Here is a 20,593-nt window from a genome sequence, read left to right on the forward strand (position 1 = left end):
AATCAGGAGACATCATGCGATACCTCGTTACCGCGCTCTCGGTGGCTGTTGCCGCCGGCGCGCTGACTTCCGCTCACGCGCAGGAAGTCGTGATGATCGGCCATTCGGCGCCGCTGACGGGCCCGCAGGCCGCGAACGGCAAGGACAATGAAAACGGCGCGCGCCTTGCCGTCGACGAACTCAACAAGGCCGGAGTGAAGGTGGCCGGCAAGACCGTCACGTTCAAGCTGCTGTCCGACGACGACCAGGCCGACCCGAAGGCCGGCGTGCAGGTCGCGCAGAACCTCGTCGACAAGGGTGTCGTCGCGGTGCTCGGGCCGTACAACTCGGGCGTCGCGATCCCGGCATCGCGCGTGTATTCGAACGCAGGCGTGCCGATCCTGCCGGTTGCGTCGAATCCGGCGCTCACGAAGCAGGGCTTCAAGAACATCTTCCGGATCGGCGCGAGCGACGAGCAGCTCGGCGGCACGATGGCCACGTTCGCCGCGAAGACGCTGAACGCGAAAACCGCGGCCGTCGTCGACGATCGCACCGCGTACGGGCAGGGCGTCGCCGAGCAGTTCATGAACGTCGCGAAGGCGAACGGGATCAAGATCGTCGACCAGGAATACACGAGTTCGTCGGCCACCGATTTCCTCGGCATTCTCACCAAGATCAAGGCCGGCAACCCCGACGTGATCTTCTTCGGCGGTTATGCGGCGCAGGGCGCGCCGATGGCCAAGCAGATGAAGCAGCGCGGGCTGCGCGCGAAGCTGCTCGGCGGCGACGGCATCTGCTCGGCCGACATGGGCAAGGTGGCGGGCGATGCGGCATCGATCGTCTACTGCGCGCAGGGCGGCGTCGCGCTCGAGAAGACGCCGGCTGGGCGCGAATTCCTGAAGAAGTACCACGACGCCTATCACACGGATACGCAGGTCTACGGCGTCAACTACTACGACGGCGTGAAGCTGCTCGCCGACGCGATGGTCAAGGCCGGCACGACCACCGACAAGGCGAAGCTGATCGCGCAGCTCGCGAAGTCGAACTATGCGGGTGTCGCGGGCACCTATTCGTTCGACGCGAATGGCGACCTGAAGGGCGCGCCGACGTCCGTCTACGTGATCCGCAACGGCCTGCCCGAGCCGTACGCGAAGTAACGGCCAGCCTGCCATCGGACGGCGGCCTGACCGCCGTTCTTCGTTTCAACGCGTTCGATAGACCATGAAAATTTCCCGATCCCTTTCCACCGTCGAAGTCCATACGGGCGGCGAAGCGTTCCGCATCGTCACGAGCGGGCTGCCGCGCCTGCCTGGCGACACGATCGTCCAGCGCCGCGCATGGCTCAAGGAGAACGCCGACGAGATTCGCCGTGCGCTGATGTTCGAGCCGCGCGGCCACGCCGACATGTACGGCGGCTACCTGACCGAGCCCGTGTCGCCGAACGCCGATTTCGGCGTGATCTTCGTGCACAACGAAGGCTACAGCGACCATTGCGGGCACGGCGTGATCGCGCTGTCGACCGCCGCGGTCGAACTCGGCTGGGTGCAGCGCACGGTGCCGGAAACGCGGGTCGGCATCGACGCGCCGTGCGGCTTCATCGAGGCCTTCGTCAAGTGGGACGGCGAGCATGCGGGGCCCGTGCGCTTCGTCAACGTGCCGTCGTTCATCTGGCGGCGCGACGTGTCGGTCGACACGCCGTCGTTCGGCACCGTGACCGGCGACATCGCGTATGGCGGCGCGTTCTACTTCTATGTCGACGGCGCACCGTTCGACCTGCCGGTGCGCGAGGCGGCGGTGGAAAAGCTGATCCGCTTCGGCGCGGAAGTGAAGGCCGCCGCGAACGCGAAGTACCCGGTCGTGCATCCGGAGATTCCGGAAATCAACCATATCTACGGCACGATCATCGCGAACGCGCCGCGCCATCCGGGCTCGACGCAGGCGAACTGCTGCGTGTTCGCGGATCGCGAGGTCGACCGCTCGCCGACCGGCTCCGGCACCGGCGGGCGCGTCGCGCAGCTGTACCAGCGCGGGCTGCTTGCGGCCGGCGACACGCTCGTCAACGAATCGATCGTCGGCACGATCTTCAAGGGGCGCGTGCTGCGCGAGACGACGGTCGGCGACATTCCGGCCGTGATCCCGGAAGTGGAAGGCAGCGCGCATATCTGCGGTTTCGCGAACTGGATCGTCGACGAACGCGATCCGCTGACCTACGGTTTTCTCGTGCGCTGAGCAGCGGCGCCGATCGGCCGCCGTCGCGCGGCCACCCGGTTGTTGTACCAGGCCTGGCGCGTCGCTCCCGTTGCGGGGGCACGCGCCTTTTTTGCGTGCGGCCGGTCGCGACACCGCGCCGAGCATGCAGGCCCAAGGCCGCCACGGCCGGCGGGCCGCGCGAGTTTTGGTACGATGCACCCTTTTCAGCCGAGCTCCACCCGCGTGAATCGCCGAAACGTGTCGTCAGTGCGTGACTTCTGTGCCAGCTGGGTCGCGCGCGCCCAACCCGTCGCGGCTGCCGCCGTCGCGAGGGTCAAGCCTCTCGCCGCCGCCGCGTGGCAGCATCTCCGTCATCCGACGCGCCGCGGCGCGCTGCTCACGGCCGCCGCCGTGCCGGCGCTGTTCGTGCTGTACGTGGTCGTGCTGATCCCGTTCACGCCGGGCATCGGCGACATCCGCAAGGCACGCGTCGACCAGCCCGCACAGGTGCTGTCCGCCGACGGCAAGCTGCTGGCCGAATTCAAGCCGTCGAACCGCGAGTGGGTGCCGCTCAAGCAGATCTCGCCGCATATGGTCGACGCGCTGATCGCGACCGAGGATCATCGCTTCTACGAGCATCACGGCCTCGACTGGAAACGCACCGCGTCGGCCGCGCTCCATACGTTCTCGGGCAGCCGCCAGGGCGGCTCGACGATCACGCAGCAGCTCGCGCGCAACCTGTATCCGGACGAGATCGGCCGCGCGCCGACGCTCACGCGCAAGGTGAAGGAGGCGATCACCGCGCTGAAGATCGAAGCCGTCTACAGCAAGGACCAGATCCTCGAGACCTACCTGAACACGGTGCCGTTCCTGTACAACGCGTACGGCGTCGAGATGGCCGCGCGCACCTATTTCGACAAGTCGGCAGACGAGCTCGACGTGCTCGACAGCGCGACGCTCGTCGGGATGCTGAAGGGCAACAGCTACTACAACCCGGTGCTGAACCCGGAGCGCGCGCTGCAGCGGCGCAACACGGTGCTCGGCCAGATGGTGAAGTACGGCAAGCTGTCGCCGGCGCAGTTCGCGCAGTTGCAGCGCCGGCCGCTGCGCATCGACTTCGAGCGGCAGAAGGAGCCGCCGGGGCCGGCGCCGCATTTCGCGCAGCAGTTGCGCAAATGGCTGATCGCGTGGGCCGACCGCAACGACTACAACATCTATTCCGATGGCCTCGTCGTGCGCACGACGATCGACTCGCGGCTGCAGCAGATGGCGACGCAGGCGCTCACGCTGCAGGGCAATCAGTTGCAGGGCATTGCGAACAACGCGTGGAGCGGCCGCGACGGCTGCGGCACTGACAACGAGGTGTTCCGCACCTTCATGCGCGAGTCGCCCGAGTACAAGGCCGCGCAGGACGCCGGCAAGGACGACGCGGCCGCGATGAAGCTGCTCGCGGCCGACCGCGGCTTCATGCGCGCGCTGTGCAAGACGAAGACCGACGTGCAGGCCGGCTTCGTCGCGATCGATCCGCGCGACGGGCAGATCCGCGCATGGGTCGGCAGCCGCGACTTTACCGACGAGCCGTTCGATCACGTCGCGCAGGCGCGGCGCCAGCCGGGCTCGACGTTCAAGCCGTTCGTCTATGGCGTCGCGTTCGCGAGCGGGATGAAGCCGGAAGACACGTTCATCGACCAGCCGGTCGAGATTCCGCTGAAGGGCGGCGAGATCTGGCGGCCGAACGACGACGTGCCGCCTACGGGCAAGCCGATGACGCTGCGCGACGCGGTCGCGCTGTCGCGCAACCGGATCACCGCGCAGGTGATGGAGAAGGTCGGGCCCGCGGCCGTCGCGCGGCTCGCGCGCGACATGGGCGTGCGCGAAAGCCCGCTCGAACGCGTGCCGTCGCTCGCGCTCGGCACGAGCCCGGTCACGCTGAAGGAGATGGTCGCGTCGTACGCGACGATCGCGAACGGCGGGCTGTACGTCGAACCGCAAATGGTGACGCGCATCGAAAACCGCCAGGGCGACGTGCTCGCCGAGTACGCGCCGGCGCCGCCCGAGCGCGCGCTCGACGCCGAAGCCGACAAGACGCTGCTCGACGTGATGCGCGATGTCGTGACGCGCGGCACGGGCGGCAGCATCCGCACGCGCTTCGGCATTCGCGGCGATGTAGCCGGCAAGACAGGCACGACGCAGGACAACGCGGACGGCTGGTTCATCCTGATGCAGCCCGGCCTCGTCGCCGGTGCGTGGGTCGGATTCGACGACGGCCGCGTGACGCTGCGCAGCGATTACTGGGGGCAGGGTGCGCACAGCGCGCTGCCGATCGTCGGCGATTTCTTCCAGCGCGCGCAGCGCGCCCGGATCGTCGACACGAAGGCGAAATTCGATACCGAGCCGTCGCCCGGCTGGTTCGCGTCGCTGCGCGAGCGTGCAACGGATCTGTTCGACACGTGGTTCAGGCCCGAGCCGAAGAAGACGCCCGCGCCCGTCAGGACGCAGCGTGCGGAGCTTCCGCCGGAGGCCGACGAAGGCGCGGCATCGGCTGCTTCGGCCGCATCGGCACCTGAAGCGGCGTCCGGCGGCATCGTCGAGGAATGGATCCCGGCGTCCGACGTGGCCGCATCGGCCGCCGCGCTGTCGGCAGGCGCATCGCAACCGCAGACGGCGCAGCCGCTGGCCGGTGCAAGTACGGCGAGCGGCGGCAGCGCGGGCATCGGCGCCGCACCGGCCGCAGCGCCTTCGGCCACGCCAGCCCAGCCGCCCGCACCGGTCGCGCCGGTCGCTCCCGACACGACGGGCGCCTCGCAGTAACGAATCCGTTCAGATTTCGCGCGATGCTGCCGTAATCCTGTTGTCACGACAGCTCGCGCGGTCGCTCCGCGCCACTCCGATGCGGCCTCCCAACGACTACGTCGCGCTGGCGCGCGACGACCTCTGCGCAGGCGTGCCATTCGGCTTCGATCTCTACGATGCCGACGGCGCCGCGCTGCTGCCGGCCGGCACGACACTGAGCGATGCCGCGCAGCATGCTTTCCTGTTCGACCATTTTCGGCCCGTGCGCCTGCGCGACGACACCGATGCCGATCCGCACATGCCTGGCACGGCGCCGCCCGCCACGCGAATGGGATTGTCGGCCGGCGCCGCGATCGGCATCCGCCGCCGGGTCGGCACGACACGCACGCTGCAGCGCTTCCGGCTGATCGGCGTCGCCGCGTCGGGCGCGCTGTTCGTCGAGCCGCAGCCGGCGGCCGCGCTCGACTTCGCGCGCGGCGATGACGTCGAAGCGGTGGCGATCGGCCGGGCCGCGGTGTCCCGTTTCGGCGCGACGGTCGAGTCGGTGCAGGTGTCGGGCGCCGCGCCGTTCATGATCCTGTCGCCGCCCGGTTTCGTCGATCGGCTGCGCACGCGCGCCGAGCCGCGCGTGCCGGCTCGGATCGCGGCCTGCTGTACGGGTGGAGCGGGTGGGACGGAAAGCATCGGAATGGTGCACGACATCAGCCTGAGCGGGCTGTCGGTCGCGTTCGACCGGACGATCGCCGCACCCGGCGAGCCGTTGCGCGTGCTGCTGCCGTACGCGGCGGGCGACTGCGTCGAATTGCTGGCGCTCGACGGCACGGTGCGGGCCGTGCATGCCGATCCGGTGGCGCCGGCGCTGACGCTTCATCACGCAGCGTTCGGCGAGACCGGCGCCGACGATCTGGTTCGCCTCAAGGCACTGCTGTTCGACAGGTTGATGGCGTCGACGGATACCGACCAAGCGCGCTGACACGCGGGCAGCGCCCGCCGGATGCCTTAGCGCGGCATTCGGCCCATGAACGCCGTTAATCGTCTGATGATTCGGGCGACTTCCCCGCGATTGTACGGTTCCCGTCAACAGTGAATTTGCGATTTAAGTATTTACCCTGATAGCCGCGCCTCCTAGACTTCTACTCATGCGCAACGACCCCGAGTCCGAAGCGCCTGACAAAACAATCCTGGAGGTAACGCATCATGAAATCGCTGATCAAGGCAGTTGCACTGGCCGCGCTGGTGGCCGCACCGATCGTCTCGTTCGCCCAATCGAACCAGCAGCCGCTGACGCGCGCGCAAGTGCGCGCCGAGCTGGTGCAGCTCGAAAAGGCCGGCTACAACCCGAACGACTGGGTGAACTACCCGGAAAACATCCAGGCCGCACAGGCGAAGATCGCCGCCGCGCAGAACACCGGCGCGCAAGCCGACGCAACGGGCTACGGCGCGAATGCCGCCGCAACGTCGCAATCGGGTCATCGCGTGGTCGTGCCGGCCGCCGCCGATCGTTCGTCGGTGTACTTCGGCCACTAAGCCGGCCGGCGCCCGCAACGGCGCCCGGTCTGCAGGCTCCCCCGAAACCCGTGCACGGTATCCGTGTACGGGTTTTTCGCTTGTGCATGCACGAATGAGCCGGGGCGAGCGCGGTGCGCCGGCCCGGCGTCACGGCGCGGTGCCTGCGTGGCGGGCACGGGTCGCGAGCACCGCCGCGACGCCACCGAGGATGGCGGCCGATGCGAGCGCGAGCCGCCAGGTCGGCTGTTCCGACAGGAACAGCACGGCGCCGGCCGCGGCGATCGGCGGCACGGACAACTGGATTGCTGCAGCGCGCATGGCCGTGAGGTGCCGCAGCGCGGCATACCAGACGACGTAGCCGAGGCCGGATGTGAGCGCACCGGAAAGCACGGCAAGCACGATGCCGGCCGGTGTCAGGTGCACGCGGTCGGCGAGCGCGACGCTCAACGCGAGCGCCAGCGGTGCGGCACGCAGGAAGTTGCCGGCGGTCGCCGCGACCGGATCGGCAGGCTTGCGGCCGCGTATCGAGTAGATGCCCCATGCAACGCCGGCGACAGTCATCAGCGCGGCGCCTTGCGGTGTCGGCGCCGCGAGCCCCGGCGAAACAAGATACAGCAGCCCGCCGAGCGCGACGCCGAACCCGGCCCAGCCCGCCGGGGCGAACCGTTCGCCGGCGCGCCATCCCGCCGCGAACATCGTCAGTTGCACGGCGCCGAACAGGATCAGCGCGCCGGTTGCGGCACTGACGGTCAGGTACGCGAACGAGAAACACGCGACATAGGCGAACAGCATCGCCGCCGCGGGCCAGTCCGCAGGCGGGGCGGGGCGTCGCGCACCCGCGCGGGCAACGATCGCGAGCATCAGCGCGCCCGACACGAGGCGCAGGCTGCCGAAGCTGGCCGCGTCGATCCGTCCGGCCTGCAGCGCGAGCCGGCACAGCAGGGAATTCGACGCGAATGCGAGCATCGCGACGGACGTCAGCGCGGCGACCCGCACGCCCGGCCGCACGTGCAGCGCGAATGCGGAGGCGGGCGGGCGCATCGCGGGCCTCACGCGTGGTTCGCGGCGATCAGCACGGCCACGCCGAACAGCGCGACGCCGAGCGGCGCCGTGAGCTGCCGTCCCCACGCCGCATTCTTTTCGATGGCCATCAGCGCGGCGAGCGACAGCATCCAGCCCAGACTGCCGGCGCCGACGACGAACATCAGCAGCATCAGCGCCCAGCAGCACCCGACGCAAAAGAGCCCGTGGCTTGCGCCCAGCGCAAATGCGTTCCGCAACGGCGTGCGGCCGCGCCAGCGGCTGATCACGAAACTGAAAGGGGTGCGACACCGGTCCAGGCAGTGTTCCTTCAGCCTGCTGAACTGGAATGCGCCGGCGAGCGCGAACACGGCCGCGCCGATCAGCCAGCCGCGCCACGCGAGCGCCGGCACATGCGCGACGCCCGTCAGCACCAGTGCATGCAGGCCGTGCGCGACGAGGCCGAATCCGCTCCACACGACGACGTAGCCGATGCCGACGAGCGCGAGCAGGCGCGTCTGGTCGTGGCGGTTCGCGACGACGCGCGCGAACGCGTCGAACAGCGACAGCGTCGTCGGCAGCATCATCGCAAGGATCATCAGCGTCCAGGCGGCCGCGTTCAGCACGGCCGGCAGCCATAGCGTGCCGCCCGGCAACGCGCGACAAAGCGCGCTGAACGGTTCGGAGGCGGCACCGTCGCCGTGCTCGAGATAACGCCCGTACGGACTGCGCGTCCACGCCCACAGCGTGACCCACGCGAATGCAACGAGGCTCGTGAGCACAAGCGGAAACAGGCGCCGATGCAGCGACGCTGCCATGGCCGTTTCCGTGCGATCGCGATTCACGCGTCGAACAGGAACGTACTCTGCAACGCGTTGTGATTCTTCAGATCGACGTCGATGCCGATCGCCGCATTCTTCGACCGGTAGACGGGCGCCTTGCCGACGAACACGGGTGCGCCGGGCACCGTCGAGAACACGGTGTCGGTCAGCGTCGTCTGTGCGCCGCTCGGGCCCAGGTACGGCTCGAGTTCCGCGTGATAGTCGGTGCCGATCGACAGCGTGCCGCGCGCGCCGTTGACGTCGAACCGGATCGGTGCGCGCTCGATCGACACGACCTTGCCGATCAGTTTCGCGAGTTCGGCGATCGGGCCGCCGGCCTGTCCCGTGTAGACCTTGAGCAGCGCCTGCTCCTGCGCGTCGGACGCCGTGTCGCTGACGAAGATCGCGGCCGTCCAGTTGCCTTGCAGGATATTGCCCGGCACGCGGCACACCGCGGCGATCGTGTTGCCGCCGACGTCGACGCCGTCGACCGTGCCCTTGTCGACATGCCATGCGACGATGGTGTCGCACACGCCGAAATCCGGATCCTCGCCGATCCAGCACGGGCATAGTACGCGACAATTGCAGACCTCGAGCAGACGGCCTTCCAGGTGATAGCTCATGATTTCCTCCAGAGAGTGACGGCGATTGCGCGTTGCGCAAGGCAGAGGAAACCGGCTGACGAAACGTCACGCCCGCTCGGCGACACGAACGCGAAATGCGCTGAGAAATGCGCGGAAGCGGGACGGGATGGATGCGATAGCGCTGGCCTGAAGCTGCGTATCAATTTTTCAAGTTTAGGTGCGCGTGGGTGATATGCAAGCCGGCGCGCGAGCACGATGCCGGCTGACAAGCGAACGCGCGTGCGCTAGCATCGCGGACGGTGTCGCCGCGCGCCGAGGCGCGGCAGGGGCGTCAGGCTCCGCACCGGCTTCCACGACTTCAACGAACAACAAGGAGCATCCATGCGTGTCTTGACCGGTCTGCTGTGCTCGCTGGCACTGGCGGCGAACGTTGCCCATGCACAGGCGAATTGTGCGGACGCGACGGATCAGGCGACGATGACGGCGTGTGCCGATCGCGCGTACAAGAAATCCGATGGGGAGTTGAACCGGACCTACCAGGCCGTCACCGGGCGCCTGCGCGATGCGCGGCCGCTTGCCGACAAACTCGTGAATGCGCAGCGCGCGTGGATCGCATACCGCGATGCCGAATGCGGTTTCTCCAGCGCGAACGCCGAGGGCGGCAGCGTGTACCCGATGGTCGTATCGACCTGCCTCGACGATCTGACGAAGGCGCGCACGGAAACGCTGAAGGCCTATCTGTCCTGCGAGGAAGGCGATCTCGCGTGCCCGGTGCCCGCCAGGTAAAAGTCGCGCACCGGCCCGGCCGGTGCGGCTCGCGATCCGCTGTTTCGGGTCGTCCGTTACACGTCGTCCGTTACACGTCGTCCGTTTCGTCGAGCAGCTTGTGCCGCATCGCGTAACGCACCAGCGCCGCTTCGTGCGGCATCTGCATCTTTTCCAGGATTCGCGTCTTGTAGGTGCTGACCGTCTTCGCGCTCACGCACAGCGCGTGCGCGATCTCGGTCAGCGTCTGGCCGGCGGCGATCCGCCGGAACACGTCGAATTCGCGATCGGACAGCCGCTGGTGCGGCAGCGTCTCGGCCGGCTCGTTCAGGCTCTGCGCGAACTGCTCGGCCATCGCGAGGCTCACGTAGACGCCGCCCGACGCCACCTTCGTGACCGCGCCGACCAGTTCGGCGCTCGCGCTTTCCTTCGTCAGATAGCCTGACGCACCCGCGCGGAACGCGCGCACCGCATATTGCTGCTCCGCGTGCATCGTCAGCACGAGCACGCGCAGCGCCGGCTTCTCGTCCTTGATCTGCTTGATCAGCTCGACGCCGTTGCGGCCCGGCATCGACAGGTCGAGCACGAGCACCTGCGCGGGTGTCGAACGCACGAGCGCGATGGTCGACGGGCCGTCGCAGGCTTCGCCGGCCACCTCGAATCCGCTGGCGTTCTGGAGGATGTGCCGCAGACCGTCGCGCACGAGCGTATGGTCGTCGGCGATGAGCACCTTGATCATGAGATGAGAGTTTCCTGTTGAACGGAACTGAGCGGAAACGCGACGGTAATCGAAAAACCGCGCGCGAGCGCGGTATCGATGGTCACGGTGCCGCCCAGCATGTGTGCGCGTTCGCGAATGCCGATCAGGCCGAACGATTTGTCCTCGTGGACCGTGCCGCCGGGCGCCGCGCCGCGGCCGTTGTCCGCGACGCGCAGCACGCAGAAGCCGTCCTCGATGTCGAGCCGCAGCGCGACGCGCGTCGCATCCGCATGACGCGCGACGTTCGTCAGCGCTTCCTGGACGATGCGGAACAACGTGGTCGCGCCCGTACTGGTGAACGTGAGGCCGCCGGTTTCGATGTGACGCTCGACATCGATCCCGTAGCGGTTCGTGAAATCGTTTGCGAGCCATTCGATCGCGGGCACGAGGCCGAGATCGTCGAGCATCACCGGCCGCAGGTCGGCCGCGATGCGCCGCACCGATGCGACCGTCGCGTCGATCAGCCGCCGCATGCCCTGCAGGTGCGACAGCGTGCCCGCGTCGGGCTGCGCGCGGTCGGTCACGCGCAACTGCTGCTCGACCACCGACAGGTCCATCTTCAGCGCGGTGAGTTGCTGGCCGAGGTCGTCGTGCAGTTCGCGCGCGATGCGCGTCTTTTCTTCTTCACGCACGTTCTGCAGGTTCGCCGACAGTTCGCGCAATTCCTCGCGCGATTGCTTCAGCGCATTCTCGGCGCGCAGCCGCTCGGTGATGTCGCGCAGCATCACGGTATAGAGCTTGCCCGACGCGTCGCGGATCTGCGAGATCGACGCCTCGATCGGAAATTCCTCGCCGTTGGCGCGCAGCCCGAACAGCACGCGCTGGCGGCCCATCTGCCGCTCGGAGACACCCGTCACGCCGAACTGGTCGACATGCTTCGCGTGCGCGGCGCGGAACCGCTCGGGGATGAAGCGCGACAGCGGCGCGCCGATCGCCTCCATCGCGGACACGCCGAACACCTGCTCGGCCATCGGATTGAAGATCACGACCGTCTGCTTCTCGTCGATCGTGATGATCGCTTCCATCGACGAACGGATAATGCCCATCATCCGCGCCTCGTTGAGGATACCGCGGCTGCTCGCACCGGAATCGGCCGTGGCGCCGAACCGGCCGCGCATCAGCGCATGGGCGAGCGCCGCGAACGCGAACGACGCGATCAGTCCAGCGGCAAGCACCGTGCCGGCCGCGCGCTGCGCGCCGGTCGCGCTCGGGCGGCCGTCCGCGGAATAGGCGAGCGTCAGCGCGGTGCCGCCGAAATTCAGCACGTCGGTGCGCCGCAACAGGTCGGGTGAAGCCAACGCCTCGTCGGTCGTCGTTTCGACGCTGGCGATCGCGCGCGGATCGCCGCCGGCGGTCATCCACAGGTCGATTCCGCGTTCCGCGTCGAGTGCGCGCTCGACCAGGCGCCGCGGGCTCAGCGCTGCGAACAGCATCCCGTCGGCGCCGGCCTCGCGCGTGCCGGACGGCGTGGCGGCCGCATGCGGCGAGGTGCTCACCGGCAGGAACAGTGTGAGGGTGCGAGCGTCACGGGACGTATCGTCGTCGGCCGGGTGAACGCCGAGCGCGATGTCGGCGGTCTGCAGCGCGCGCGCCAGCGGCGCTGCGTCGGACGCGCCGAAGCGCACGACGGGCGAACTCGACGGGGGGGCGCTGAGCGCCGCGGCCGCGAGCGCGCCGCCCGGCATCGGTTTCGAGCCGGCGAGGGCGCTGCGTGTCGCGGGCGGCAGCGGCACATAGCCGATCTGCCGGACCGGCGAGCGACCGCTGTCGAGATCGAGCGTCTCCGCATACCGGCGCCATTGCTCGGGCGTCATTTCCGGGACGAGGCTGAATGCGCCGCGCGCGCCTTCGAGCACGGCAACGCCGGACTGCAGCTCGTGGCGCAGCATCGCGGTCACATGCGTCGCGCGGCGCTCGAAGCGCGTACGGACGGCGCCTTGCCACTGCTCGCGCACCAGCAGCGCGACGCCGAGCGACAACACCGCGCCGGCGCACAGCGCGACGATGCCAGCCGCGAGCGGCTGGCGTAACATGATCTTAAGGCGCGTGGGCCCTCGGGCATCACGCGTCGGGGTTCCACTGGCGGTCATTCGATAGCCATTCTGTTGTCGGGGCCGCCTAAGGGGCCTGTTCACACTATTAACGGGCTTGCGCTGGCTACCGGAAGGGCCGATCGCAAGGAATGCGACGAAGCGAATACTCGACGTATTCGCCAGGAGCATCGCGCGGCGATCGGCCCTTCTGGTGGCCAGCCTCACAAAAATGTTCTATCAAAAATCAGGGAGACGTGCGTTGCCGGCCTCATTGTGGCGTCGATCCTCGCTTGTCCCCCAAGGGAACTTCCTTCGGGCGTTTGGCTCGGCCAAACGGCGCGCTTCACTCCTTGCATGCGCTCCGAAGGAAGCCCGTTGGGGGCAACCGGCAACGCACGCTCGCAAAACAGTTGTTGGCGTGAACAGGCCCTTGGCACTCGGGCAGCACGGCAAAACCGGGCAAAACTCGCATCGGCTGCGCGCAACGTCTATTTTCAAGGTGAAATTGTGCGCGTTTTACACGTCTTTTGTAATAGGGTCAGCTGAAAATGCGGCAAACGGCGCGGAGCAGCGGGCGCGCCGGCTGCGCTTGACGCGCGTCAACGAGCGCGTCGGCACGTGGGGCAGACTGTTCGGCAGGCAAACCGGCGCCGGGCCGGCTTGCGATAACGGGCCGCCGTCGCACAACGCGCGATGCGTGCCCGGTCGGAGGGAGGGACCATGTACAAGCGGATTTTCGTCGGGCTCGACGGCAGCCCGAGCGCGCGTCTCGCGCTGAACGAGGCGATCCGGATCGCGGCGGCGTCCGGTGGCGAGGTCACCTGCGCGTATGTCGTCGAGCATCGGCCTCAGCTCGTCGACGTCGATGCGGGCTTCGCGGCCGAGCACGACGGCGATGCGGCCGCCACCGCTGCCGCGACGCCGGTGCTCGACGATGCGAAAGCGGAGCTCGCGCAGCAGCACGTGCCGGGCACCGTGCGCGCGCTCGACGCGTACGGCGAGGATGTCGCCACGGTGCTGATGCGTACGGCGGCCGAAGCCGACGCCGACCTGATCGTGATGGGCACGAGCGGGCGGCACGGGCTGCGCCGGCTGCTGCTCGGCAGCGTCGCGGAATCGCTGCTGCGCGCGGCCGACCGGCCCGTGCTGCTGGTGCGGCACAGCGAGCCGGGCGCGCCGACGGCCGCGTGATGCACGCGGTGCGTTGCTGACGCATGGGCGGTTGCGGCCGGGAGACTGCCGCGCGCCTTTGCCGGATCTGCCTGATGGAACGCGCGACGCGCTGATCCGCGCAGCGCGCGCGGGTGCGCCTGTCGCGTTCGACGCATGCGCCGAACGGACGAGGGCGCTCCGGATGCGCGCGCACCTGCGCTGTTGCATGCCCGCGGTTGCATCCCGACACGCAGTTCTGGCAGCATCGACCGTGTCCGCTTCGTCGCCGCGCGCATGGCCGCGGCGATCGACGCAGCGGCATCCGGCGGCACCCGGTCGCATCCGCGACCAACCGGGCCGTACGCCGAATGCCGGTTTCTCACCTTGCCGACGTCATCCGCCATGCCGATTTCCGCCACCGACCTGATCCGCCAGTTCGACCTGCAGCCGCACCCCGAGGGCGGCTATTTCCGCGAAACCTACCGCGCGACCGATTCGGTCGTGCGCCCGGCCGACGGCGCGCCGCGCGCCGCATCGACCGCGATCTACTACCTGCTGTGCGACGGCGCCTATTCGTCGTGGCACCGGATCCGTTCCGACGAGGTCTGGCATTTCTACGCGGGCGATCCGCTCGAGGTGTGGGTGCTCGACGAGCGCGACGGGCTGACGATCCACCGGCTTGGCAACCCGCTCACGCATCCGGGCACCGTGTTCCAGACGGTCGTGCCGGCCGGGCGCTGGTTCGGCGCGCGCTGCGCGTCGCCGGAGCACGTCGCGCTCGTCGGCTGCACGGTTGCGCCGGGGTTCGAGTTCGCGGAATTCGAGCTGGCCGACGCGGCCATGCTGGCCGCCGCGTTTCCCGACTACGTGGAGCACGTCGCAAGGCTCGCGCAGCGCCCGGCCGCGTGATCGCCGCAAGCGGTGCAACCGTCGGCCCGGAAGCCCGCGCCGACGGCGTGTGTTCCGCACGATCCCGGTCAAACCCGTTTAGAATGCCCGTGATGCGCAAGGCCTGCGGCGGACGTGCCGCGGCGGCCGTTGCACAGCCGGACCGACGGCCCCCGTCGCGCGGCCCGCATGTCTTCCAGGAGCGCCGCCGTGTGGCACTTTCCCGTTGCAATTCCATCGTCACTCGGCCCGTGGGCCGTATTCGCGAGCGTGTTGATCACGCAGCTCGGCGTGCCGGTGCCGGCCGTGCCGATGCTGATTCTCGGCGGCACGATGGCGGCAATGGGGCAGGCGTCGTGGGCCAGCATGTTCGCGGCGGCGATCGGCGCGACGATGCTCGCCGATTCGCTGTGGTTCTTCATGGGCCGCACGCGCGGCCGGCGCCTGCTGAACGGCCTCGTGCGCTTCTCGCTGTCGCTCGACACGACGCTGCGCTTCGCGCGTAACGTATTCGAACGATACGGCGCGCCGCTGCTCGTGCTGTCCAAGTTCCTGCCGGGCCTCGGCCTCGTGTCGGCGCCGCTGCTCGGCACGACCGCGATCGGTGTCGGCGTGTTCCTGTTCTGGGATCTGGCCGGCGCATCGCTGTGGGCCGCGTTCTGGCTCATCGGTGGTGCGGCCATTCATGACCAGATCGTCCAGTTCGTGCTGTGGGTGCGCGCGAGCGGCGGCACGATCCTCGACGCTTTCCTCGCGATCTTCATCACGTTCCTGCTGTACCGCTGGGTGCGCCGCGTGCAGTTCCGCCGCTATCTCGCGCAGGTGCGCATCTCGCCGCCGCAGCTCGTCGAGATGATGACGTCGGACGAACCGCCGCTGATCTTCGATGCGCGGCCGCGCGCGATCCGCGAACGCGAGCCGTACCGGATCGCCGGCGCGGTGCCGGTCGATCTCGATTCGCCGGACCTGCTCGACCCGGAAATGCTGAAACGGCCGATCGTCGTCTATTGCGTGTGCCCGAACGAGGCGACCGCGAAGCGCCTGATCGCGAAGATGCAGCGCAAGAAGATGATCCACAACATCCGGGCGCTGAAGGGCGGCCTCGATGCGTGGGAGAAGCACGGCTATCCGGTCGAGCCGCTGCCGGCCGATCTCGATTCGTCGCGCTATTTCGTGCGCCCGGAACACGGCGCGCTCGAAGGCGAATATACGGTGCGCGCGACGTTATCCAAATAAATGCGCGCGCGGCACCGCGCGCATTCGAATATCGCTACCGGTTTCACGCATTGCGATTTTGTGAAAATCGGCTGGCGTGAAACCTCTGAGTATCCATATAATCCCGCCTGCATATTTCGTGCGCGTGATCGCGCACATTCGACGCGCGTTCGTTTGCGCTGAAAGCGATTGATCCCGTTGCCGCTTGTCACGCGCTCAGCCGCGTCGCACGGGCCGCATGGGCGTATTCCGTGAAACAGGCCCGATCCGTTTTCCGGATTGCTCCGGAATATGCGGATAATCCGCGGCGATTCCCATCGGATTGACGCAGTATCCGTGTCGCTTTCCATTCGGAAAACGACGGCGGGGATTATTTCGTTTTCGGCTGCCAGTAAAGGCATGAACGGTCGCGCATTGACATCGACACAATGACGGCGGCCGCTTGCGGCTGCCAGGAGACGGACTTGAAACAACCAGAAGACCAGCTGCACCGCGGGCTAGAAGAACGGCACATCAACCTGATGGCGCTCGGCGCGACGATCGGCGTCGGCCTGTTCCTCGGCTCGGCCACCGCAATCCGCACGGCCGGCCCGGCCATCCTGCTGACCTATCTGCTGGGCGGCATCGCGATCTTCCTGATCATGCGCGCGCTCGGCGAGATGGCGATCACCAATCCGGTCGCCGGCGCGTTCAGCCGCTACGCGCGCGACTACCTCGGCCCGCTCGCCGGCTACCTGACCGGCTGGACCTACTGGTTCGTGTGGATCGTCACCTGCATGGCGGAAATCACGGCGGTCGGCGTCTACATGCATATGTGGTTCCCCGGCGTGCCGAACTGGATCTGGGCGCTCGCGGCGCTCATGGCGATGGGCTCGGTGAACTTCATCGCAGTCAAGCTGTACGGCGAATTCGAGTTCTGGTTCGCGCTGATCAAGATCGTCACGATCGTGCTGATGATCATCGGCGGCGGGCTGATGATCGCGTTCGGTATCGGCAACGGCGGTGTCGCAACCGGCATCTCGAACCTGTGGGCGCACGGCGGCTTCATGCCGAACGGCATCGGCGGCGTGATCGCCGCGCTGCCGATCGTGATGTTCGCGTATCTCGGCGTCGAGATGCTCGGCCTGACGGCCGGCGAGGCGCGCAACCCGGAGAAGTCGCTGACGAAGGCCGTGAATTCGGTGTTCTGGCGCGTGCTGATCTTCTACATCGGCGCGCTGTTCGTGATCATGTCGCTGTATCCGTGGGACCAGATCGGCACGCAGGGCAGCCCGTTCGTGATGACGTTTTCGCGGCTCGGCATTCCGGCCGCCGCCGGCATCATCAACTTCGTCGTGCTGACCGCGGCGCTGTCGTCGTGCAACAGCGGCCTGTTCAGCACCGCCCGGATGCTCTACAACCTCGCGCAGCAGGGCCAGGCGCCGAGCAAGCTCGGTCGCGTGAACCGCAACGGCGTGCCGGTGTATGGCGTGATCGTGTCGGTCGCGCTGCTGCTGATCGGCGTGCTGCTCAACTATCTCGCGCCGCAACACGTGTTCACGTGGCTCACGTCGGTGTCGACGTTCGGCGCGATCTGGACGTGGTGCGTGATCCTGATCGCGCAGATGCGCTTCCGCCGCACGCTGTCGGCCGACAGGATCGCGCGCCTGCCGATCCGCGTACCGTTCTATCCGCTCGGTTCGTACGTCGCGCTCGGGTTTCTCGCGCTGGTCGTCGTGCTGATGGCGTTCACGCCGGACACGCGCGTCGCGCTCGTGATCGGGCCGGCGTGGATCGCGCTGCTCGGCATCGCGTATGCGCTGTTCTACGCGAATCGTCCGGCGGCATCGGTGCCGACGAAGTCGTAAGCAATACGGATAAGCCCGCGCGTGCGTTGATCGCGATCATACGCGCGCGGGCCGGACGTTCTATGCTGAACGGATTGCTTGTCCGCGCTTCGCGTGACCACCCGCCGATCCCCGCGACCGTGCCAGCCATCCGGCCGCCGCGCGCCGCTTCCACGCGAAGCTCCCGTCGTCGCTCCGCGACGACGCGCACCCACGGAGGCCTTCGCCATGCAGCCTGACCAGTCCATCCCGACGCTCGCGCGAATCGCGCTGGCCGTCGATCCGACACCCGAATCGCTGTCCGCCGCGCGCTACGCGCGCACGCTGCTGCGCCCCGGCATGCGGTTGCGCATCGTCTGCGCAATCGACAACCCGCGCCTCGTATTGCCCGACATCCCGCGCATCGACGCGCTGCTGACGTCGGCGCGCGAGGACATGATCCGCGAGGCGCAAGCCACCAACGCGCGGATCGCGGCGCTGTTCGACGACAGCGGCATCGAGGTCGAGCAGGTCGTCGTCGATACGTCGGTCACGGGCGGCACGGTCGCCGATGCGTTGGTGAACGACACGCTGGCGTGGCGCGCGGACGTGCTGGTGGTCGGCGCGAATCCGCACCATGGGCTGCTGCGGCTCGTCGAAGGCGCGATGTCGGACACGCTGACGACACGCGCACGCTGCGCGCTGCTGATCGTGCCGGCCGCCTACGAGCGTCCGTCGGACGGCACGCTGCAACGGCTGATGTTCGCGGTCGACGGCAGCGAGCCGTCGCTGCACGCGGTGCGCGTCGGGCTCGGCTTCGCGGCGCCGACGACGTTGCTGTATGCGGCGTACGTGATCGATCGCGCGGTTCGTCTGACCGATATCGTGCCGGTGCGCGCGCTCGAGGATGCGTACCGCGCGGAGGGAGAGGATGCGCTCGCGAAGATCGGTCCGCTGTTCCATGCGACCGGTAACCCGACCAAGCGCGGTATCGTCGAAACGCGTCCGACCAGCGACGACGTGGCCCATGCGCTGATGCGCGACGCCGTGCACTGGCGTGCGGAATTGCTGGTGGTCGGCACGCATGGCCGGCGCGGCATCGCCGCCTGGCTGATCGGCAGCGTCGCGCGCCGCATTGCGCACCTCGCGCAAGTGCCTGTTTTGCTCGTGCGTGGCGCGGAGTGAATCGCGCGGCGTGAATGGCGCGGTGTCGCACACGAAGCGGGCCTGGATTGACCTGCATCATAAACGGCATGCGCATCGCGTGAGACTCTGACAGGAGACCCGGCGACGTGGTGGGTCTGTCGTTCATGCACGATGACAATCGTGCATGAACGCGAGCATCGATCGGCGGCGCGTTGGCCGCCGTCGCATCGTTTTCGTGAGCCGCGCCATGCGTTGCATGGCGCGTCATCCGACCGGGAACTCTCTGGCACGAGGGTAGGCAGCCGACGGCTGCCTTGGAGGACGGGCGGGGTGCGAGTCACCCCGTCCGCTTTCCGCGTTGCTGGCCCCGTCTGATTTCTTTTCCTCGCAGGTATCGTCGTGAATGCTGCCGTGTGGCACGGTACGCCATGGCACGTCATGGCGCGCGGTCGCGCCGATGCGGGCCGGCGGATGGTTGCGGCATGCACGGCATCGCCGTACATGCGCGGCACGCTGCCGGCCTTGCGGAAGTTTCTGTCGCGCGCAGCCGCGCCGCGTGCGTGTTCAGAGGCTGCGAAGAATCGACCGCAGATTATGCCGGCGGCCGGCGCTGCGACGTACACGCGGGCGTTGGCACACGACATGCAGCGGCGCGCACGCGTTGCACGTGCGGTTGCGCAGCCGGTTCGCATGCGGCCAGCCGGGGCGTGCCTTGCGGCGTGGCTCCGAAACGGCCGGCGCGTCGGGTGCGGCCCGCGCGCAGAGTGCCGCGGCGAACCGTTGCAGCGCAAGTACCGACCCCGCGACACTCTGGTACTTTTCGCGGCCGATCTGCCCGTCGAGCGTGACGAGCAGGCCGGCTTCGCGTGCGAGCGCGAGCAAGGTGTCGAGGTCGTCGGACGGACGGTTGCCGGCCGACACGGCCCGGGCGGGCAGGGCGCGCGTGTTGCCCGACGCGTGCCGCTGGCCGTCCCGGCCCGGGAAGTTGCGATGTTTCATGGTTGGTCTCCTGCGCCGGACCCCGCATGCCGGCTCGATGGCCGGCTGGGCGATGACCCGGTATGAACGCTTCGTCCATGCCATCAGTATCGGGTGGCGATGACGCGATGCCAAGCGGCGCGCGCTGAAGTCGCTGTCAGGCATTGCGCGCGCGTATCGGAATCCGCTGACACGCATGGCGGCCGATCGGCGGTATCCGCGACGATCCGGCACATTCGTTCCGACGAATGGACAGCGCGCGGCGGGCATCGCTTGACGCATGATTTCGGCCGGTCTAAGTTTCCCGAACTGCATCGGCGTTGCGCGGCGTTCCATCGTCGGCCCGACGCCGGTGCCGCGCCCCGGGGTGGCGCGGCAGGAATTCCAGTTGCGTTCGCGGGCGGTTTGCGCCGCGAACCATGCGCGGCCGGTCCGGAGACGGATCGGCGCGGCGGCACGCAACGTGCCGTTGATCGCGCGCAAATATGCTCCGGCGCATCGCACGCCGCGCGGCCATCCAGTCTTTAAGCTTCCAGTACCGTCATCTTTTCGTTCCTCGACCGTCAGGAGTTCGTCGATGTCCAAGGACAATTTGCTCGATTCACTCAAGGAAGCCGCCGAACGGCGTGCGATCGGCGCGGACCAGTTGCGCGCGATGCTCGACGACGAAGTACGCGTGTTGTCGTCCGGCGCGCGTGTGCACGACTACATCCACGTGTTCGCGATCCGGCACCTGCGTGAACGGATGCGCCAGCAGGACGATCTCGACAGCGACACGCGGGCCGATACGCCGACCACGGAATCCGATCCGCGCCCGAGCCACCGTCTATGACGTGCGCTCGCCGCGGCTGACGCCGCAGGCGTCGCCCGATCCGTCGCCGGGCCGCGGCCAAATTCCGCTCGCCCCCCGCTCGACCTCCACGCATGCGGTCGACGGCGAGCTGGCCAACCCGAA

18 protein-coding genes are annotated in these 20,593 nt (G+C 68.1%); 12 read left to right on the forward strand and 6 right to left on the reverse strand.

Features of this window, described 5'->3' with window-relative positions:
- Positions 1-14: 14 nt before the first annotated feature.
- The 5 genes from OEJ37_RS19980 (at position 15) to OEJ37_RS20000 (ending at position 6,489) form a co-directional block, all read left to right on the forward strand.
- A complete protein-coding gene (locus OEJ37_RS19980) occupies positions 15-1,136 on the forward strand; it encodes a branched-chain amino acid ABC transporter substrate-binding protein (RefSeq protein WP_175917964.1) in 1,122 nt (373 codons plus the stop codon).
- Between the two features lie 64 nt (positions 1,137-1,200).
- Entirely contained in the window at positions 1,201-2,208 is a 1,008-nt protein-coding gene (gene lhpH / locus OEJ37_RS19985; protein WP_128842558.1) for a trans-3-hydroxy-L-proline dehydratase, read from the forward strand.
- A 174-nt stretch (positions 2,209-2,382) separates the two neighbouring features.
- Entirely contained in the window at positions 2,383-4,980 is a 2,598-nt protein-coding gene (locus OEJ37_RS19990) for a penicillin-binding protein 1A (protein WP_263345198.1), read from the forward strand.
- A 79-nt stretch (positions 4,981-5,059) separates the two neighbouring features.
- Entirely contained in the window at positions 5,060-5,935 is an 876-nt protein-coding gene (locus OEJ37_RS19995; RefSeq protein ID WP_174418068.1) for a PilZ domain-containing protein, read from the forward strand.
- A 224-nt stretch (positions 5,936-6,159) separates the two neighbouring features.
- Positions 6,160-6,489 carry a DUF4148 domain-containing protein gene (locus OEJ37_RS20000; RefSeq protein ID WP_263345200.1) on the forward strand — a complete coding sequence of 110 codons (330 nt, stop codon included), beginning with the start codon at positions 6,160-6,162 and terminating at the stop codon, positions 6,487-6,489.
- Positions 6,490-6,618: 129 nt separating this feature from the next.
- On the opposite strand, the gene OEJ37_RS20005 is transcribed toward OEJ37_RS20000, so the two are convergent.
- From OEJ37_RS20005 to OEJ37_RS20015, 3 genes are read right to left on the reverse strand one after another with little or no spacing between them, the layout of a single operon-like run.
- Positions 6,619-7,512, reverse strand: coding sequence for a DMT family transporter (locus OEJ37_RS20005; protein WP_174418069.1), 894 nt, complete (start codon positions 7,510-7,512; stop codon positions 6,619-6,621).
- An 8-nt stretch (positions 7,513-7,520) separates the two neighbouring features.
- Positions 7,521-8,309 (reverse strand): DUF2182 domain-containing protein, encoded by a 789-nt coding sequence (locus OEJ37_RS20010; protein WP_175917967.1) that lies wholly within the window; start codon positions 8,307-8,309, stop codon positions 7,521-7,523.
- 23 nt (positions 8,310-8,332) lie between these two features.
- Entirely contained in the window at positions 8,333-8,935 is a 603-nt protein-coding gene (locus OEJ37_RS20015; protein ID WP_175942252.1) for a DUF1326 domain-containing protein, read from the reverse strand.
- A gap of 342 nt (positions 8,936-9,277) precedes the next feature.
- On the opposite strand from OEJ37_RS20015, the gene OEJ37_RS20020 reads away from it, so the two are divergent.
- Positions 9,278-9,682 (forward strand): lysozyme inhibitor LprI family protein, encoded by a 405-nt coding sequence (locus OEJ37_RS20020; protein WP_152857262.1) that lies wholly within the window; start codon positions 9,278-9,280, stop codon positions 9,680-9,682.
- A 70-nt stretch (positions 9,683-9,752) separates the two neighbouring features.
- Here OEJ37_RS20020 and OEJ37_RS20025 read toward each other — a convergent pair whose 3' ends face one another.
- Positions 9,753-10,400: a response regulator transcription factor gene (locus OEJ37_RS20025; RefSeq protein ID WP_034179559.1), complete on the reverse strand. Its 648-nt coding sequence runs from the start codon at positions 10,398-10,400 to the stop codon at positions 9,753-9,755.
- Positions 10,397-12,511, reverse strand: coding sequence for a PAS domain S-box protein (locus tag OEJ37_RS20030; protein ID WP_263345243.1), 2,115 nt, complete (start codon positions 12,509-12,511; stop codon positions 10,397-10,399). Before OEJ37_RS20030 ends, OEJ37_RS20025 begins: the two co-directional genes overlap by 4 nt.
- Before the next feature lie 663 nt (positions 12,512-13,174).
- Between OEJ37_RS20030 and OEJ37_RS20035 the strand changes: the two genes are divergently transcribed.
- The 5 genes from OEJ37_RS20035 (at position 13,175) to OEJ37_RS20055 (ending at position 18,699) form a co-directional block, all read left to right on the forward strand.
- Positions 13,175-13,645 (forward strand): universal stress protein, encoded by a 471-nt coding sequence (locus OEJ37_RS20035; RefSeq protein ID WP_152857265.1) that lies wholly within the window; start codon positions 13,175-13,177, stop codon positions 13,643-13,645.
- Between the two features lie 363 nt (positions 13,646-14,008).
- Positions 14,009-14,515 (forward strand): cupin domain-containing protein, encoded by a 507-nt coding sequence (locus OEJ37_RS20040; protein ID WP_175942258.1) that lies wholly within the window; start codon positions 14,009-14,011, stop codon positions 14,513-14,515.
- Positions 14,516-14,704: 189 nt separating this feature from the next.
- A complete protein-coding gene (locus tag OEJ37_RS20045; protein ID WP_174418072.1) occupies positions 14,705-15,730 on the forward strand; it encodes a DedA family protein/thiosulfate sulfurtransferase GlpE in 1,026 nt (341 codons plus the stop codon).
- 443 nt (positions 15,731-16,173) lie between these two features.
- Positions 16,174-17,556 (forward strand): amino acid permease, encoded by a 1,383-nt coding sequence (locus OEJ37_RS20050; protein WP_244136848.1) that lies wholly within the window; start codon positions 16,174-16,176, stop codon positions 17,554-17,556.
- A gap of 207 nt (positions 17,557-17,763) precedes the next feature.
- Positions 17,764-18,699 (forward strand): universal stress protein, encoded by a 936-nt coding sequence (locus OEJ37_RS20055; protein ID WP_174418074.1) that lies wholly within the window; start codon positions 17,764-17,766, stop codon positions 18,697-18,699.
- Positions 18,700-19,224: 525 nt separating this feature from the next.
- On the opposite strand, the gene OEJ37_RS34935 is transcribed toward OEJ37_RS20055, so the two are convergent.
- Positions 19,225-19,659 (reverse strand): hypothetical protein, encoded by a 435-nt coding sequence (locus OEJ37_RS34935; protein WP_317891538.1) that lies wholly within the window; start codon positions 19,657-19,659, stop codon positions 19,225-19,227.
- Positions 19,660-20,215: 556 nt separating this feature from the next.
- On the opposite strand from OEJ37_RS34935, the gene OEJ37_RS20065 reads away from it, so the two are divergent.
- Positions 20,216-20,470 (forward strand): DUF3562 domain-containing protein, encoded by a 255-nt coding sequence (locus OEJ37_RS20065; protein ID WP_174418075.1) that lies wholly within the window; start codon positions 20,216-20,218, stop codon positions 20,468-20,470.
- Positions 20,471-20,593 lie beyond the last annotated feature (123 nt).

The sequence above is a fragment of the Burkholderia sp. BKH01 genome, from assembly GCF_025685725.1.
Classification (GTDB): domain Bacteria; phylum Pseudomonadota; class Gammaproteobacteria; order Burkholderiales; family Burkholderiaceae; genus Burkholderia; species Burkholderia pyrrocinia_C.

What these genes read in the sequence shown, in the direction of transcription:
- OEJ37_RS19980 (WP_175917964.1), top strand. Translation starts at nt 15, where the DNA reads ATGCGATACCTCGTTACCGCGCTCTCGGTGGCTGTTGCCGCCGGCGCG.
- lhpH (WP_128842558.1), top strand. Translation starts at nt 1,201, where the DNA reads ATGAAAATTTCCCGATCCCTTTCCACCGTCGAAGTCCATACGGGCGGC.
- OEJ37_RS19990 (WP_263345198.1), top strand. Translation starts at nt 2,383, where the DNA reads ATGCACCCTTTTCAGCCGAGCTCCACCCGCGTGAATCGCCGAAACGTG.
- OEJ37_RS19995 (WP_174418068.1), top strand. Translation starts at nt 5,060, where the DNA reads ATGCGGCCTCCCAACGACTACGTCGCGCTGGCGCGCGACGACCTCTGC.
- OEJ37_RS20000 (WP_263345200.1), top strand. Translation starts at nt 6,160, where the DNA reads ATGAAATCGCTGATCAAGGCAGTTGCACTGGCCGCGCTGGTGGCCGCA.
- OEJ37_RS20005 (WP_174418069.1), bottom strand. Translation starts at nt 7,512, where the DNA reads ATGCGCCCGCCCGCCTCCGCATTCGCGCTGCACGTGCGGCCGGGCGTG.
- OEJ37_RS20010 (WP_175917967.1), bottom strand. Translation starts at nt 8,309, where the DNA reads ATGGCAGCGTCGCTGCATCGGCGCCTGTTTCCGCTTGTGCTCACGAGC.
- OEJ37_RS20015 (WP_175942252.1), bottom strand. Translation starts at nt 8,935, where the DNA reads ATGAGCTATCACCTGGAAGGCCGTCTGCTCGAGGTCTGCAATTGTCGC.
- OEJ37_RS20020 (WP_152857262.1), top strand. Translation starts at nt 9,278, where the DNA reads ATGCGTGTCTTGACCGGTCTGCTGTGCTCGCTGGCACTGGCGGCGAAC.
- OEJ37_RS20025 (WP_034179559.1), bottom strand. Translation starts at nt 10,400, where the DNA reads ATGATCAAGGTGCTCATCGCCGACGACCATACGCTCGTGCGCGACGGT.
- OEJ37_RS20030 (WP_263345243.1), bottom strand. Translation starts at nt 12,511, where the DNA reads ATGACCGCCAGTGGAACCCCGACGCGTGATGCCCGAGGGCCCACGCGC.
- OEJ37_RS20035 (WP_152857265.1), top strand. Translation starts at nt 13,175, where the DNA reads ATGTACAAGCGGATTTTCGTCGGGCTCGACGGCAGCCCGAGCGCGCGT.
- OEJ37_RS20040 (WP_175942258.1), top strand. Translation starts at nt 14,009, where the DNA reads ATGCCGATTTCCGCCACCGACCTGATCCGCCAGTTCGACCTGCAGCCG.
- OEJ37_RS20055 (WP_174418074.1), top strand. Translation starts at nt 17,764, where the DNA reads ATGCAGCCTGACCAGTCCATCCCGACGCTCGCGCGAATCGCGCTGGCC.
- OEJ37_RS34935 (WP_317891538.1), bottom strand. Translation starts at nt 19,659, where the DNA reads ATGAAACATCGCAACTTCCCGGGCCGGGACGGCCAGCGGCACGCGTCG.
- OEJ37_RS20065 (WP_174418075.1), top strand. Translation starts at nt 20,216, where the DNA reads ATGTCCAAGGACAATTTGCTCGATTCACTCAAGGAAGCCGCCGAACGG.